The 16,471-nt window shown below is 60.2% G+C and carries 12 protein-coding genes; 6 read left to right on the top strand and 6 right to left on the bottom strand.

Annotated elements, in window-relative coordinates; translation table 11 throughout:
- Positions 1 to 3 precede the first annotated feature (3 nt).
- Positions 4 to 1,188, bottom strand: a complete 1,185-nt coding sequence (efeO, locus tag CXF97_RS20135) for an iron uptake system protein EfeO (RefSeq protein ID WP_101160272.1) — start codon at positions 1,186 to 1,188, stop codon at positions 4 to 6.
- An 11-nt stretch (positions 1,189 to 1,199) separates the two neighbouring features.
- Complete coding sequence (gene efeU, locus CXF97_RS20130) at positions 1,200 to 2,036, bottom strand: iron uptake transporter permease EfeU (protein WP_101160270.1); 837 nt, start codon at positions 2,034 to 2,036, stop codon at positions 1,200 to 1,202.
- An 860-nt stretch (positions 2,037 to 2,896) separates the two neighbouring features.
- Here efeU and CXF97_RS20125 point away from each other — a divergent pair.
- On the top strand, positions 2,897 to 3,934 hold the full coding sequence (locus CXF97_RS20125) for an AraC family transcriptional regulator (protein ID WP_101160267.1): 1,038 nt from the start codon (positions 2,897 to 2,899) through the stop codon (positions 3,932 to 3,934).
- Here CXF97_RS20125 and CXF97_RS20120 read toward each other — a convergent pair whose 3' ends face one another.
- Complete coding sequence (locus CXF97_RS20120; RefSeq protein ID WP_157830916.1) at positions 3,935 to 7,255, bottom strand: dermonecrotic toxin domain-containing protein; 3,321 nt, start codon at positions 7,253 to 7,255, stop codon at positions 3,935 to 3,937.
- Between the two features lie 112 nt (positions 7,256 to 7,367).
- On the opposite strand from CXF97_RS20120, the gene CXF97_RS20115 reads away from it, so the two are divergent.
- The 5 genes from CXF97_RS20115 (at position 7,368) to CXF97_RS20095 (ending at position 13,077) form a co-directional block, all read left to right on the top strand.
- Positions 7,368 to 9,032 carry an AMP-binding protein gene (locus tag CXF97_RS20115; RefSeq protein ID WP_101160262.1) on the top strand — a complete coding sequence of 555 codons (1,665 nt, stop codon included), beginning with the start codon at positions 7,368 to 7,370 and terminating at the stop codon, positions 9,030 to 9,032.
- A gap of 18 nt (positions 9,033 to 9,050) precedes the next feature.
- Positions 9,051 to 9,812: an SDR family NAD(P)-dependent oxidoreductase gene (locus CXF97_RS20110; RefSeq protein ID WP_101160259.1), complete on the top strand. Its 762-nt coding sequence runs from the start codon at positions 9,051 to 9,053 to the stop codon at positions 9,810 to 9,812.
- A gap of 13 nt (positions 9,813 to 9,825) precedes the next feature.
- Positions 9,826 to 11,019 (top strand): acetyl-CoA C-acyltransferase, encoded by a 1,194-nt coding sequence (locus tag CXF97_RS20105; protein WP_101160256.1) that lies wholly within the window; start codon positions 9,826 to 9,828, stop codon positions 11,017 to 11,019.
- Positions 11,020 to 11,160: 141 nt separating this feature from the next.
- Positions 11,161 to 12,288 (top strand): acyl-CoA dehydrogenase, encoded by a 1,128-nt coding sequence (locus CXF97_RS20100; RefSeq protein WP_101160253.1) that lies wholly within the window; start codon positions 11,161 to 11,163, stop codon positions 12,286 to 12,288.
- 15 nt (positions 12,289 to 12,303) lie between these two features.
- Entirely contained in the window at positions 12,304 to 13,077 is a 774-nt protein-coding gene (locus tag CXF97_RS20095) for an enoyl-CoA hydratase (protein ID WP_101160251.1), read from the top strand.
- A 92-nt stretch (positions 13,078 to 13,169) separates the two neighbouring features.
- Here the strand turns inward: CXF97_RS20095 and CXF97_RS20090 are convergent, their stop codons facing one another.
- The 3 genes from CXF97_RS20090 to CXF97_RS20080 all read right to left on the bottom strand — a co-directional run bounded on the left by CXF97_RS20090 (position 13,170) and on the right by CXF97_RS20080 (position 16,362).
- On the bottom strand, positions 13,170 to 14,321 hold the full coding sequence (locus CXF97_RS20090; protein ID WP_101160249.1) for an acyl-CoA dehydrogenase family protein: 1,152 nt from the start codon (positions 14,319 to 14,321) through the stop codon (positions 13,170 to 13,172).
- A gap of 3 nt (positions 14,322 to 14,324) precedes the next feature.
- Positions 14,325 to 15,431, bottom strand: a complete 1,107-nt coding sequence (locus CXF97_RS20085; RefSeq protein WP_101160246.1) for an enoyl-CoA hydratase/isomerase family protein — start codon at positions 15,429 to 15,431, stop codon at positions 14,325 to 14,327.
- A 244-nt stretch (positions 15,432 to 15,675) separates the two neighbouring features.
- Positions 15,676 to 16,362 (bottom strand): HPP family protein, encoded by a 687-nt coding sequence (locus CXF97_RS20080; RefSeq protein ID WP_101160243.1) that lies wholly within the window; start codon positions 16,360 to 16,362, stop codon positions 15,676 to 15,678.
- Between the last annotated feature and the right edge of the window lie 109 nt (positions 16,363 to 16,471).

Genomic DNA, 16,471 nt, shown 5'->3' with positions numbered 1-16,471 from the left:
TGTTTACAGGCCGGAGAGGCCGAGGGCGGGGTCGATGCCATTCAGCGCCGTGGCCAGAGCCTTGGCTTTGGCGGCGATCTGCTGGCGTTGCACGGCGGTCACGGCGTCATAACTGACGTAGCCGTCGGCGGATTTGAGCGCGTCGAGCTGGCTGTCAAAGTCGCTCAACGACTGGTCGACCGTGGCCAGCACCTCGGCGGCGGATTTGCTCAGCATCGGCCGCAACAGGTCGACGATTTTGTGCGCGGTTTGCGCGTTGGCGGCGAAACCGTTGAGATCGCTATGGCTGTAGCGCTCTTCTTCGCCGCTGACAGCGCGCACCTCGGCGAGGCTGTTGAGGTTGCGCACGACGATGCTCACCAGTTGCTCTGGCGGCAGCGACTGTGCGAGCAACTGCTGCTTGAGGGTGGTGACGTCAGCGAGCAGGCGTTGACCAATCGGTGCGGTAGCGTCGAGATTGCGCTGCTGGAAAAGGGCGTATTCGAGGCGGTGGAAACCGACAAACGCTGGATCCTGCTCACGCTTTTCAAAATAGTCGGCGCGGGCATTGATCTGATTGTCCAGCTCGGCCAGGCGCTGCGCGGCCGGCGCCAGACGCTGATAAGCGGCACGCGCCGGCAGGTACAGCGCTTGCGCCTGACTCAGGTCGCCCCTGGCGATCGCCTGATTCAGCGCTGTCACCGCTTTGATCAAAGCGCTGCCCTGAACGGCCAGATACACGCGAAATTCCGACAGCGGCCCAACGAAAGCCACCATCGACGGCTTGGCTTTGGCGGCTGCATCTGAAGCGGCCGTCGGTGTGACGTGCAGGATCCCGCGCGGGTTGCTCAGCAAACCGCAGGTGATTGTGTAGTCGCCCGGTTGCAGGTTGGCGTTGATCACCTGGCTCAGGCCCGGCGCAATGTTTTCCCGTTCTTCGACCACCAGCACGCCGTCGAGAATTTCCCACTCGACCGCACGCTCGGAGCGATTGACGATGCGGAAACTGGCACGGCCGGCCGGCACTGTCAGGGCATTCGGCTCGCAACTGTGCGGATGGATATTGACGACGATTTCGTCATGGTTGTGCTGACGCTTGGCGGCGGCCATGTTCGAGGCGTACCAGAACAGTCCGCCGGCGCCGATCATCAGCAGCACCGAGCCGGCCAGCGCCCAACGCAAGGCCGGTGGGGTTTGAGTAGTAGACATGGGGGGCCTTATTAGCTGGAAACGGAAGTCGTTGGCGTTGCCTGGCGTGGCGCGGGCATGAAGAACATCACCAGCGCCAGCAGCAGATAAATCAGATATGCGCCGAGGGTGCTGACGGTCGGCGCATCCTGATAACCGAACATGCCGGCCAGCACCGAGCCCAACGGGCCATCCATCGGCAACGTGGCGCTGAAGTCGAACAGCACGGTCTGCAGGTGATTCCACAGCCCGGCTTCATGCAGCGCTTGCACCGAGTTGGCGAGAATGCCGGCGGCGACCACGAGGATGAACAAGCCGGTCCACTTGAAGAACGCCGAGAGATTGAGGCGCATGCTGCCGCTATAGATCAGGAAACCGACGATGACCGCCAGGATGAGACCGAGCAGGGCGCCAATGGGCGCGCCCGGGCCTTCGCTCTGCTGGAACACCGCGAGCAAGAAAAATACGGTTTCCAGGCCTTCGCGAGCGACGGCGAAGAAGACCATGGCGATCAACGCAATTACTTGATGCCTGGACGCTGCCAGCGCCTGATCCAGCGAAGCTTGCAGTGAATGCTTGATCGACCGCGCGACCTTGCGCATCCAGAAGACCATCGAACTGAGAATGCCCACCGCGACCAGACCGACGACGCCTTCGAAGAGCTCCTGCTGCTTTTGCGGGAATTCGGCGCTGACCAGTTCCAGGCCACCGCCGACCAGCAGGGCGAGGGCGGCTGCGAGGAAGACGCCGATCCATACGGCTGGCATCCATTGGCCGCGGCCGGTCTGCTGCAGATAACTGGCGATGATGCCGACGATAAGCGCGGCCTCGATGCCTTCACGCAACATGATCAAAAAGGGAACGAGCATTGGACGGCCACGGCGATTTAGATAGGAGGCTAAGTTGTAACATAATGACACTCATTCCCAAATGGCATTCATTGACATTTAGCTGAACGTGAGCTGAACAAGCCTTCTTTTTGGCAAGCCCGCTACCACAGGTGCCGCGCGTCTCTCTGGGCAACACCGATCCCCGGTGGGAGCGGGCTCGCGAATGCGTCAGGTCAGTCAATAAATGTTCAAGCTGAACCACCGCTTTCGTGAGCAAGCCCACTCCCACAGGTGCCGCGCTCTGATCACAAATCCTTCTGGGCAACAAATCCCCGGTGGGAGCGGGCTTGCTCGCGAAGGCGTCATGTCAGTCAATAAATGTTCAAGCTGAACCACCGCTTTCGTGAGCAAGCCCACTCCCACAGGTGCCGCGCTCTGATCACAAATCCTTCTGGGCAACAAATCCCCGGTGGGAGCGGGCTTGCTCGCGAAGGCGTCGGGTCAGTCAATAAATGTTCAATCTGAACCACCGCTTTCGTGAGCAAACCCACTGCCACAGGTTCTTCGCTCTGATCACAAATCCTTCTGGGCAACAAATCCCCGGTGGGAGCGGGCTTGCTCGCGAAGGCGTCAGGTCAGTCAATAAATGTTCAAGCTGAACCACCGTTTTCGTGAGCAAGCCCACTGCCACAGGTTCTTCGATTTGATCACAGTCTCTCTGGGCAACACCGATCCCCGGTGGGAGCGGGCTTGCTCGCGAAGGCGTCGGGTCAGCAATAAAGAAGCAAGCTGAACCACCGTTTTCGTGAGCAAGCCCACTGCCACTTTGGTCCTGCAGTGGCTCTAGCAGCTGAGGTAAGATGCCCTCCACCGAAAAACAACAAGGTTCATCCCGGTCCATGGCGGAAAAAGACACCATTGCCATCCAACTGGTGCGCGAAGCGCTGCTGCAGAGTTGTGCTCCGGGCGCAACCACGGATGAGGCGTTGAGCAAGGTCGGCATCGATCCGGCGTTATTGACAGCCGACGCGGGCAGGGTGCCGGCTTCGCAATATGCCAAGCTCTGGCGCCTGCTGGCCCGGCGCGGCGATGATGAGTTCTTCGGCATGGACCCACGCAAGCTCAAGTCCGGCAGCCTGGCGTTTCTGTGTCGCAGCGCGATGGCGCAACCGACGCTGGCGGCAGCGCTGGATACCGGTCTGAGCTTTCTTTCGCTGATGCTCGAAAAACTGCCGGCGCAACTGGTGCATCAGCAGAGCCTCGCCGAAATTGTCTTGCTCGAAGACGACACCGAACCGCGCCGCGCCTTCACTTATTTCACTTACTGGATGATTGTTCACGGCGTGGCGTGCTGGCTGGCCGGGCGGCGGATTCCGATTCTCGCGATTGAACTGCGCTGCGCCGAACCGGATTTCACCGACGACTACCAGGTGATGTTTTCGCAGAACCTGCGTTTCGAACGTCCCCGCACGCGAATGATTTTCGCCGCCGATTGCCTCGATCTGCCGATCAAGCGCAGTGCCGAAGAGTTGAAGCGTTTCCTTGCCCAGGCGCCGGCGAACATTCTGGTCAAGTATCGCGACCCCGATAGTCTGGCCAGCCGAATCAAGCAGGATCTGCGGCACCTGCCTGCCGAGCAGTGGCCGGAAACCGAAGCGCTGGCCCGGCAATTGTGCATGTCCGCCTCGACCCTGCGCCGCCGTCTCGCTGAGGAAGGGCAGACCTATCAGGGGCTGAAAGACAGTGTGCGAAAGGAACTGGCGATTACCTGGCTCGCCGAGCCTTCGATCAGCTTCATCGAGATCGCCGCGCGCCTCGGTTTCGCCGATGTCAGCTCGTTCTACAAGGCGTTTCGCAAGTGGTCGGGGTCGAACCCCGGCCACTACCGTAGCCTGATCCTCAGCCAGCCAACGGGATCCAGCCCGGCTGAGGAATAATCAAAGCTCCTTTACGCTGACCAGCGACGTTGTGCCGGTGCCAAATGCGGTGGTTTTGATGCGCAAGCTCAGTTCATCCTTTGCACCACGCAACACATAGATATGATCCGACAGTTTCGGGCTCTCGAGTTTGTAGAGTTTCACACTGCCCTTTGGATACCGCGTGGGATCAAGCTCCAGCACTGCATGGATTTTGTTGGCGCGAGAGGACGCGTTGTGGCGGTTCTTGCCAAACAGGGTTTCAGACAGCTGCTGCCGTGGCATCGAATCAGGGGCCAGGTCGGTCACGTACAATCCGACGACACTGCGCTGCGGCCTGCCGTAAGCATCGTTGGACGAGTTATTGATGAAGGAGCTGCTCAGCGCTTTGATCGTCGCCAGTTTTTCCTTGTTGACGTAGTGATACAGACGCTCGGGCAGGGTCTCGATTTCGGTTTCGATGACGGCCGGGAATCCACTGCTGTCAGCAATCGCCCGTCGCGACGGGCCCGGCGCCTCGGTATTGGATCCGTCGTGTGCGCGTTTGTTAGGCGCACCGCCCTTCAAATGCAGCCGGTTATCGATCGTCCAGCGCCCCTGACCGTCGGTGGTCAGGAATGGGCCCGGTCGAAGATTGTCGACGGGATCAATGATCAGTACCGGACCTTCTTCAATCGATACGCGGAAGAATTGCTCGCCAACCAGCGCGTGCCACCTGTCGTTGTAGCGATACAGGCCCTTGTTACGCCCTTGTGCGACTGGTGCTCCCAGATCGGTCGGCTTTGCCAGTGCGAAGCTATCGAGCAGTGCCTGCTGCCCCTCGGTGTAAGCCCGCGGCGTGGCCCATGCGTTTTCGGTGCTCGCCCGGTCTGCCTGCGGGTGCTGCTCACTGGGCAGCATCGGGTTTTCTTCGACCGGAATATCTGGCGCTGCGGGCCCGGAATTGTCTACGGCGAATTCGAAAACCTCAGGGTCAAGGTGTGGAGCATTTCCGGTGTTTCGAGCCCCGTTGGCGATACGTCCGGCGTGCATGAGGACGGCTGCGAGATTGAGCAGCAGGTTAGCAACGGCAAATGATTTGTCCTGGCCGTCCGCTGTCGATAGCGCTTGAAGGTCATCCTTGAGGCTGACCGCCAATTGCAGCAACCATCCTGCAGTGGCGGCAGGCCCGGTGACCAGTGGCAGCAGCGATTCGAATATCAACCAGCCCAGCGTCTTGAAGTTGGCCCAGCGGCTTTCAGCGTTGGACACCGATTGCCGATCCGCCAGTTCCACCAGCGCCTGACTGTTGGCTTCATACAGCGGCTGAAATATATCGCCATGCATGGCGGGCGAAACGGTCATTTCCCAGCGCAGGCGAATTTCGTTGGCGCCCAGCAATCCAGTGTGACGAACCGAGGCTTTGTACCAGTCATGAATACTTTTTTGCAGCGCAGCGTCGGATTCGATCGCGCGTTGCAGATGGCTCTTCGAGGGAAACTGAATCAACGAAGGCGAGTAGAAGGGGCGATAGAGCACGACCGGCGCATTGCGTTCGGTGCCCTCAATAACAAACATGTTCAACACCGGACCCAGGCGCAGGTGCAACGGGCTGACTCTCAGATGGTTTGCCGTTTGCCGGTCATCAGCCAGTGCGATGATCAGGTTTGCGCCATGAACGTCAAAACCGTGCTCGCCGTTGAGTTTTGCCTGTAAGGCTTGCAGGGGTAGTTGGTTACGCAACTGCACCTTGAACAGGTTTTGTCGCGACGCCGCTTCGCTCGGGTTATCGAGCAGATGTTGCTTCAGATACGCAGGGTAGGTGCGGCCGATGTCCACTGCCTGGATCAGCGCCTTGGCGTACTGAGGGGTCAGCCAATCCGGCACGCTTTGCTGCTGCAAGCCTTTGACGCTCATCTGCCCCCAGGGCAGGCCGGCAAGATTCTCCAGAGCGAAATCGATAACGCCCAGCCGCGTCGTTTCCTGAATTCCCCAGCCGCCAGGAACACCTTCAGAGACTTTGATGTGCAGTTCGATGTGATCGGGATTGACCGGTTCATGGCCGTCGCGACTCATCTGCTTGATGAGTGCCTGATAAGTGAAGTCGCGGATGGACTGCAAATGGGTAAAAAACGTTGCGCCGTCGTACTGCCAATGCGTGGCCGCCATCGCCGAAATGAAGCGTCGATAGGTACGACGGTCGTCGGCATTCGCGTGTGCAAGCCACGACGGCAAATGCTTTTCCACGCTTGCTGCGTGGGTGATCGTATGCCTCGTACCCGCAAACAGACGAAGCGGGTCGGTGATCCTGTTGAACTGTTGCTCGGCGCTGGCGAACATTTCATCGAGCGGAAACTGGATGCTTTGAAGGTCCAGCAGTTGCCGGTCGATCAAAACACGCGCCAGTTCGTCAAAGATATTGGCATCCGGCTCGTATCGCCGAACGCTCAGAGACGCAACCTCCCAGCGCAGTTGCAGGCGCTGAGCTACGTGTTGCAGGCACGCCGACTCGGTGCTGAATCTTTCCCAGGCACCAGAGGGTTGAATCAACACAGTGCCAGACGTGTCGGTAACCATCAGCGCCGGATAAATCAGCGAACTGACATCCTCGCCATCCTTCATGTCGAATTTCAATAAACACGCCGAGGACCGTAAGTGCTCATTGAACAATGCTCTGTGTTGTTTTTCCGGCGTGACGATCAAACCCGTCAATGAAAAATAAAAGGCTTCATCTTTCTGATGAAGTGCTTCATTGATATTGGACGCGCAGGCGTCTTTCAATGCTTCCGACAACCATTGCCAACGACTCATTTGGTTATCAGCCGGTTGCTGCCAGTAATTCAGCAGTTGCGCTTGCAATGTATCAACCAACGTATGACAAATATCCTCAATGGCGGATTGGAAATCGACCAGGTTGATCTTGTCCCGATCGGCTGAGTTGACTGGAACAATTAGAGTTTCTGCGTTTATCAACAGGCATCGCCCTGCGGCGAAAGCTTGAAGGAATGCCTCAAGCAACGTGACCGGGTCGGAGCCCGGAGGCGACCGCAGATCATCATAGAAAAGTACATCCAGCGACAAAGATGACGATGCCAGACAATATTGCAGATAGTTTTCAAGCAGCTCTCTGGCTGTTTTGCGTAACGTCGGCTGATCCTTGAACTGCGCCAATAACGATTGTTCAAAGATGAAATCCTCTGTCTCAAGGATTGTTGGAGAAGGCGACATGAAATACATCTCGAGTGAATAAAAACAATGGCGGGTTGAAAGGTCGACGAAACTACCGATACACCCCGTCAATCGCCAGCGCACATAGTTAACAACTTGTAAGTCAGCGCGATTTGAGTTGAAGGTTTTGGCCAAACCAGTCAACCGGCTTGATGGCTTTGACCATTGCCCCAGGCCCCGCAGAGCGCGACTATCGCTGCGTTGTTTACGGTTCCCAGCCTAATAAAAACACCGAGGGATTCTGGCAATGCGTGATTACTTGTCCGCCACCGAACAGTTCGATTATCAGCACACCGTCGACACGTCGCTCAGCGGCACGCTCGCGGCACTCAATGCCTGCATCGAGTGCTGCGACCGCCATGCCTTGCCAGGTCGCATTGCGTTGTTCTGGGAAGGTCGCGACGGCTCGAGTGCGACTTACACCTTCACTGATTTGCAGGACAAAGCCGCGCGGTTCGCCAATTTCCTCCTCGCCCAAGGCGTGCAGAAGGGCGACAAGGTTGCCGGACTGCTGCCGCGCAACGTCGAGTTACTCATCACCGTGCTCGCCACCTGGCGTATCGGCGCGGTGTATCAGCCGCTGTTTACCGCGTTCGGCCCCAAGGCCCTCGAACATCGACTGAACAGCTCCGGGGCGAAAGTCGTGGTGGCCGACGCGGTCAACCGGCCCAAGCTCAATGAAGTCAGCGCATGCCCGATCATCGTCACCGTTGGCGGCGACAAAGGGCAGGGTATCGTTCGCGGTGACTACAGTTTCTGGGCCGAGCTGGCCCACTATTCCAACGTTTGCGAACCGCTGCTGCTGACTGGCGAAGACCCGTTCCTGCTGATGTTCACCTCGGGTACCACCGGCCCGGCAAAAGCGCTGTCGGTGCCGCTTAAAGCCATCGTCGCTTTCCAAAACTACACGCGCGATGCGGTAGACCTGCGCCCCGAAGATGCCTTCTGGAACGTCGCCGATCCGGGTTGGGCCTATGGCATTTATTTCGGCGTGACCGGGCCGTTGGCGCTGGGGCACCCGATCACCTTCTACGATGGCCCGTTTACCCTCGAAAGCACCTGTCGGGTGATCAACAAATACGGCATTACAAATCTCACCGGTTCGCCCACTGCCTACCGACTGCTGATTGCCGGTGGCGAAGCATTCGCCACATCGATCAAAGGCAGACTGCGCATTGTCAGCAGTGCCGGTGAGCCGCTGAACCCGGAAGTGATTCGCTGGTTCGCCGACAAGCTTGACGTGGTCATCCACGATCATTACGGCCAGACCGAATTGGGCATGGTCTTGTGCAACCACCACGGCCTCGAGCATCCGGTGCACGTCGGCGCCGCTGGTTTCGCTTCGCCGGGGCATCGCATCGTCGTGCTCGATGAGCAGTTCAACGAACTCGGCGTCGGTCAGCCGGGCATCCTCGCCATCGACCGCCCGCAGTCGCCGATGTGCTGGTTCGGCGGCTACGAAGGCGCGCCCACGAAAGCCTTCGTCGGCAACTACTACCTGAGCGGCGACACCGTGGAGTGGAACCCGGACGGCAGCATCAGTTTCGTTGGCCGCAGTGATGATGTGATCACCACCTCCGGCTACCGCGTCGGCCCGTTCGACGTGGAAAGCGCCCTGATCGAACACCCGGCCGTGGTCGAAGCGGCGGTCGTCGGTAAGCCCGACCCGGAACGTACCGAACTGGTCAAAGCCTTTGTCGTACTGAGCGCGCAGTACCGCGCCGCGCCGGAGTTGGCCGAAGAACTGCGCCAACACGTGCGCAAGCGTCTGGCCGCGCATTCGTACCCGCGTGAAATCGAATTTGTCAGCGAATTGCCCAAGACCCCGAGTGGCAAATTGCAGCGCTTTATCTTGCGCAACCAGGAAATCGCCAAGGCTCAAGAGGCCGCGGCGCCTAACGTTTCAGCTTGAATCCAAGGAAACACCGTCATGCAGATCGAGAACAAGGTTTTTATCGTCACCGGCGGCGCGTCCGGCCTCGGTGCGGCCAGCGCTGAATTGCTGGTCAGTGCCGGCGCCAAAGTGATGCTGGTCGACATGAACGCCGAAGCCGTTGCCGCGCAGGCTCAGCGCCTCGGCGCGCAAAGCGTGGTCGCCGACATCAGCAACGAAGCCGCCGCCGAAGCCGCAGTGCAGGCGACCGTCGCCGCATTTGGCAGCCTCAATGGCTTGATCAACTGCGCGGGCATCGTCCGTGGCGAAAAAATTCTCGGCAAGAACGGTCCGCACGCCCTGAGCAGTTTTGCTCAGGTGGTCAACGTCAACCTGATCGGCAGTTTCAACATGCTGCGCCTGGCCGCTGCGGCCATTGCCGAGAGCGAAGCCAACGCTGACGGCGAGCGTGGGGTGATCATCAACACCGCATCGGTCGCTGCATTTGACGGCCAGATCGGCCAGGCGGCGTACTCGGCATCGAAAGGCGCGATCGCCAGCCTGACCCTGCCGGCCGCGCGCGAGCTGGCGCGCTTCGGCATCCGCGTGATGACCATCGCACCGGGCATCTTCGAAACGCCGATGATGGCCGGCATGACCCCGGAAGTCCGCGACTCGCTGGCCGCCGGCGTGCCGTTCCCGCCACGCCTGGGCAAGCCCGCCGAATACGCTGCGCTGGTGCGCCACATCATCGAAAACAGCATGCTCAATGGCGAGGTGATCCGTCTCGACGGCGCCTTGCGCATGGCAGCCAGGTAAAGGGGAATCCGTCATGACTCTGTCCAAAGATCCGATTGTTATCGTCAGCGCCGTCCGCACTCCGATGGGCGGTTTTCAGGGTGAACTGAAAAGTCTCACCGCACCGCGACTCGGCGCGGCGGCGATCAAGGCTGCGGTAGAACGCGCCGGTGTCGCCAGCGACGCAGTTGATGAAGTGCTGTTCGGTTGCGTACTGCCCGCCGGCCTCGGCCAGGCGCCGGCTCGCCAGGCTGCGCTGGGTGCCGGGCTGGATAAATCAACGCGTTGCACCACGGTCAACAAGATGTGCGGCTCGGGCATGCAGACCACGATCATGGCCCACGACATGCTGGTGGCCGGCAGCGCCGACGTGGTGGTTGCCGGCGGCATGGAAAGCATGTCCAACTCGCCGTACCTGCTCGATCGCGCCCGCGCCGGCTATCGCATGGGCCATGGCCGCGTGCTTGATTCGATGTTCCTCGACGGGCTCGAAGACGCCTACGACAAGGGCCGTCTGATGGGCACCTTCGCTGAAGATTGCGCCGAGGCCAACGACTTCAGCCGCGAAGCGCAGGATGCGTTCGCCATCGCCTCGACCACCCGCGCACAGCAGGCGATCAAGGATGGCAGCTTCCAGGACGAAATCGTCCCGCTGACCATCACCGTCGGCAAAGAGCAGGTGGTGATCAGTCACGATGAACAGCCGCCTAAAGCCAAACTCGACAAAGTCGCCTCGCTGAAACCGGCGTTCCGTGAGGGCGGCACGGTCACTGCCGCCAACTCGAGCTCAATCTCCGATGGCGCGGCGGCGCTGGTGCTGATGCGCCAATCCCATGCGCAGCAACTGGGCCTCAGACCGCTGGCGGTGATTCACGGACACGCTGCGTTCGCCGACACCCCGGGCCTGTTTCCCACCGCACCGATTGGCGCGATCAAGAAACTGCTGAAGAAGACCGGTTGGGCGCTGGACCAGGTTGATCTGTTTGAGGTGAACGAGGCGTTTGCGGTGGTCGGCATGGCGGCGATGGCGCATTTGGAAATTCCTCACGACAAGCTCAATGTGCATGGCGGCGCCTGCGCCCTCGGACACCCGATCGGCGCCTCGGGCGCGCGTATTCTGGTGACGTTGCTGGCAGCGCTGCGACACAAACAGCTCCAGCGCGGGATTGCTGCTATCTGCATTGGCGGCGGCGAAGCCACGGCCATGGCGGTGGAATGCCTCTACTGACCCACACAAATCCCTGTAGGAGCCGACGAGTGCAACGAGGCTGCGATCTCTTGATCTTGTTTTTCAATTTCAAGATCAAGATCAAGATCAAAAGATCGCAGCCTCGTTGCACTCGACAGCTCCTACACTCAAGGACTCACCATGATCCTCAACGATGACCAAACCCAGATCCGCGACATGGCCCGGCAGTTTGCCGAAGAGCGGCTCAAGCCGTTCGCCGCTGAGTGGGACCGTGAGCACCGTTTCCCCAAGAACGCCATCGCCGAGATGGCCGAACTGGGCTTTTTCGGCATGCTCGTGCCGGAGCAGTGGGGCGGTTGTGGCACTGGCTACCTGGCTTATGCCATGGCGCTGGAAGAAATCGCCGCCGGTGACGGAGCGTGCTCGACGATCATGAGCGTGCACAACTCAGTGGGCTGCGTGCCGATTCTCAAATTCGGTAATGACGATCAGCGCGAGCGCTTCCTCAAACCGCTGGCCAGCGGCACCATGCTCGGGGCCTTTGCCCTGACCGAACCGCAGGCCGGTTCCGATGCAAGCAGCCTGAAGACGCGCGCCCGACGGGAAGGCGATCACTACGTATTGAACGGCTGCAAACAATTCATCACCTCCGGGCAGAACGCCGGCGTCGTGATCGTGTTCGCTGTGACTGACCCGAGCGCAGGCAAGCGCGGGATCAGCGCGTTTATCGTGCCGACCGACTCACCCGGCTACAAAGTCGCACGGGTCGAAGACAAACTCGGCCAGCACGCCTCCGACACCTGCCAGATCCTCTTTGAAGACGTGAAAGTGCCGGTCGCCAATCGCCTCGGCGAGGAGGGTGAGGGCTACAAGATCGCTTTGGCCAACCTCGAAGGTGGCCGCGTCGGTATCGCCGCGCAGGCTGTGGGCATGGCGCGCGCTGCGTTCGAAGCTGCCCGTGACTACGCCCGTGAGCGTGACACCTTCGGCAAGCCGATCATCGAGCACCAGGCCGTGGCGTTTCGCCTGGCGGACATGGCCACGCAAATCGCCGTCGCCCGGCAGATGGTGCACTACGCAGCCGCCTTGCGCGACAGCGGCCAGCCGGCGCTGGTCGAGGCGTCGATGGCCAAGCTGTTTGCCTCGGAAATGGCCGAGAAGGTCTGCTCCATGGCCTTGCAAACCCTCGGCGGTTACGGTTACCTCAACGATTTCCCGCTGGAGCGCATCTACCGTGACGTGCGTGTCTGCCAGATCTACGAAGGCACCAGCGACATTCAGCGCATGGTGATTTCGCGCAATCTCTGACAAGGAATTTTATTCATGACTTACGAAACCATCCTCCTGGAAACCCGTGACCGCGTCGGCCTGATCACGCTCAACCGGCCCCAGGCGCTGAACGCCCTCAATGCGCAACTGGTCAGCGAAGTGAACCACGCGCTGGATACGCTGGAAGCGGACGCACACATTGGTTGCATCGTCCTCACCGGTTCAAAAAAAGCCTTCGCCGCCGGCGCCGACATCAAGGAAATGGCCGAGCTGACCTATCCGCAGATCTACATGGACGACCTGTTCAGCGACAGCGATCGCGTGGCCAACCGACGCAAACCGATCATCGCAGCGGTCAACGGTTTCGCCCTCGGGGGCGGTTGTGAGCTGGCGCTGATGTGCGACTTTATTCTGGCTGGCGACAATGCCAAATTCGGCCAGCCGGAAATCAACCTCGGCGTGTTGCCGGGCATGGGCGGCACCCAACGTCTGACCCGCGCCGTGGGCAAGGCCAAAGCCATGGAAATGTGCCTGAGCGGACGCATGATCGACGCGGTGGAAGCCGAGCGCTGCGGCATCGTCGCGCGGATCGTGCCGAGTGACGAGCTGCTTGATGAAGCGCTGAAGGTCGCTGCGGTGATCGCTGGCAAGTCACTGCCGATTGCGATGATGATCAAGGAAAGTGTGAATCGTGCGTTCGAGGTCAACCTGACCGAGGGTGTGCGTTTTGAGCGCCGGGTGTTTCACGCCGCGTTTGCGACGCAAGACCAGAAGGAAGGGATGGCGGCGTTTATTGACAAGCGTGAGGCTGTATTCCAAGGCAAATAGATGCGGTGCCTAAGCTGACGCCTTCGTGAGCAGGCTCGCCCCCACAGGGATCTCCACCGCCCAATATGGGAGCGGGCCTGCTCGTGAAGCTTTTAGAGCTGATAGTTCTTCAAATCCCGCGCAATCACCATCCGCTGTATCTCGCTCGATCCTTCATAAATCTGGGTAATCCGCGCATCGCGGTAGTACTTCTCGACCGGGTAATCCTCCAGATAGCCATAGCCGCCATGGATCTGGATTGCCGACGAACAGACCTTCTCGGCCATTTCCGAAGCGAACAGCTTGGCTTGTGAAGCCTCGGACAAACACGGTTTGCCAGCGGTGCGCAGCCGCGCCGCATGCAGAATCAGCAACCGCGCGGCGTTGATCTGCATGTGCATGTCAGCCAGCAGATTGGCGATGCTCTGGTGCTCGATGATCGGCTTGTCGAATTGCACGCGATCCTTCGCATAGGCCAGCGCCGCCTCAAACGCCGCTCGCGCGATGCCTAATGCCTGCGCCGCGATGCCGATGCGTCCGCCTTCAAGGTTGGACAGGGCAATCGCCAGGCCCTTGCCGCGTTCGCCGAGCAGATTGGCCTCGGGGATGCTGCAGTTGTTCAGCGTCACCGCGCAGGTGTCGGAAGCACGGATGCCCATTTTGTGTTCGGTGCGATCGACGATGAAGCCCGGCGTATCGGTCGGCACCAGAAATGCGGAAAGCCCTTTCTTGCCCAGGTCCGGGTCGGTCACGGCGAAGACGATCGCCAGTTTCGCCCGTTTGCCATTGCTGACAAATTGCTTGGCGCCGTTGATCACCCACTGGCCTTCGCGCAGTTCGGCGCGGGTGCGCAGGTTGTGCGCTTCGGAGCCGGCCTGGGGTTCGGTCAGGCAAAAGCAACCAATGGTTTGCCCACTGGCCAGATCGGCCAGCCAGGTCTGTTTCTGTTCGTCGCTGCCGTAGTTGAGCACCGGGCCGCAGCCGACCGAGTTGTGGATGCTCATGAACGCGCCGGTGGCCCCATCGCCGGCAGAGATTTCCTCGACGGCCAGCGCATAGGCGACGTAATCGACATAAGTACCGCCCCATTCCTCAGGCACGACCATACCGAGCAAACCCAGCTCACCCATCTTCGCCACGAGGGCGTCGTCGATCCAGCCAGCCTTTTCCCAGGCTTGTGCGTGGGGCGCGATTTCGCCACGGGCAAAGTCCCGGGCCATGTCGCGGATCATCACTTGTTCTTCAGTCAGTTCGAGATCGTGCATGGCTCAGCTCCCGCTCTCATCAAAACCATGGAAGAAACTCGCGACCTGCGCAGCGTCCAGCTCAGCGACGGTCGGCGGGTTCCAGCGCGGTGACTTGTCCTTGTCGATCAGCAGGGCGCGCACGCCTTCGATCAGGTCGCCACGGGCAAACCACTGGCGGTCCAGATGCAGCTCCAGAGCAAAGCAGTGCTCCAGACTCAAATGCCTGCCGCGACGGAGCATTTCCAGGGTCACAGCCATGGCCAGCGGCGAGCGGGTTTGCAGCAGATCCGCCGTGGAGACCGCCCATTCGTGGCTGTCGGCGACGGTGACGGCGCGCAATTGCTCGATCATGCTCGGCACGTCGGGCAGGGCGAAGAAGTGATCGATGGCCGGGCGTAGAGCCTGGAGCGGCGCGTCCGGCAAAGTTTGTACGGCATGCTTGGCCAGCAGGTTCTGCAGCGACTTGAGCGGCGTGTCCTGCCACTCCATGTTGTCGAATTTTTCGTCGAGCAGGGCCAGTTTGCTGCTGTCCAGATACCAGTCGGCGAGGCCGCAATACAGTGCATCGGCAGCGCGGATCTGCACGCCGCTGACGCCCAGATAAATCCCCAGCTCGCCGGGAATGCGCGGCAGGAAGTAACTGCCGCCAACATCGGGGAAATAACCGATGGCCACTTCCGGCATCGCCAGACGGCTCTTCTCGGTGACCACGCGCAGATCGGCGCCTTGCACCAGACCCATGCCGCCGCCGAGAACGAACCCGTCCATCAACGCCAGCACCGGTTTGCGGTAGTGATGAATGGTCAGGTCGAGGGCGTATTCCTCGACGAAGAAATCTTCGTGCAGCGTGTCGCCGCTTTTGAAACTGTCGTACAGCGAGCGAATGTCGCCGCCGGCGCAGAATGCCTTTTCACCCGCACCGCGCAATACCACGGCGTGAACATTGGCGTCGGACGCCCAGGCATCAAGCTGCTGTTGCAGCAGACGCACCATGTCGAGGGTGATCGCATTGAGGCCCGCAGGGCGGTTGAGGGTCAGGTGGCCGATATGGTTGCGCACCTCGGCCAGCACGTCGTTTTGCATCGCATCCATGGACGGGGTCCGCCGGGATGAAGCCTGAGCTGTCATCAGTAACTCCCTGCTTTTATTATCTTTATTCGAAAAGCCCGCGCGCGGGCGTTAGCGGATCGTAACAGTGCAAATTTGCCGTGTACAACGGGGATATGTGCAGGGGGAATCTGCGTTTTTCTCTCAGGGCTGCTTTCTGTGCGCGTAGGAGCTGACGAGTGCAACGAGGCTGCGATCTTTTGATTTCAAGAAACAAGATCAAAAGATCGCAGCCTCGTTGCACTCGTCAGCTCCTACAAGGCGATCATCGGAAGGTTTCAGTAATGCTGCGGCGTTTGGCGTGCAATTCGCTGGCGTGGATCAGGCGCTCAAGGTCTTCGGGGGTGACGTCGATGAAAGCCTCCATGTCGGCCAGCGCCAGTTTCAGGTCTTCGGCGGTGATCGCCTGGCGGTCGACCGGGACCACTGGCGGCGCAGGTTCAGCAGCGCGTTTCGGATAGCGGATGCGGGTGAGGTTGTTGTAGGCCAGCGCGCTGGCAAGCATGCACAGGGCGCCGAGCATCACCGGTTCCATGGCTTTCCAGTCCATGGCGATGGTGGCCGGATCGGCCAGCACCAGTGTCAGCGCCAAGGCGCCGGCCGGTGGGTGCAGACAACGCAGCCAGCACATCAGGATCACCGCCATGCCAGCGGCGAGGCAGGCACTACCCAGCGTTCGACCGAGCACATGGGCTACCAGCAAGGCAACCACTCCAGCGCACAAGTACCCGCCGAGAATCGACCACGGTTGGGCAAGGGCGCCGGAGGACACGGCGAACAGCAGCACCGCCGAAGCACCGAGCGGGCCGATCAGGTGAAACGCAACGTCGTGCCCGAACACCTGCGCGCACATCCACACGCTGAACAGCGTGCCCAGGCCCATGCCGATCGCGGCACGGCTCCATTCAGTAGGGCGGGTATTGATGGCGGCGGGCAACCAGCGAGCAAGCATGTAGAACTGATCCTTTGCAAAATTCGAGGCAAAAAAAAGGACTTGTCCGGCATATCCGGAAAGCCCTCGAAGCGTTCCAACATTGGGGGAGGAACGCGCGTAGTTTGCC

Source organism: Pseudomonas sp. Choline-02u-1 (genome assembly GCF_002836515.1).
Lineage (GTDB): Bacteria > Pseudomonadota > Gammaproteobacteria > Pseudomonadales > Pseudomonadaceae > Aquipseudomonas.
This window is presented reverse-complemented; position numbering and strand designations above follow the sequence as displayed.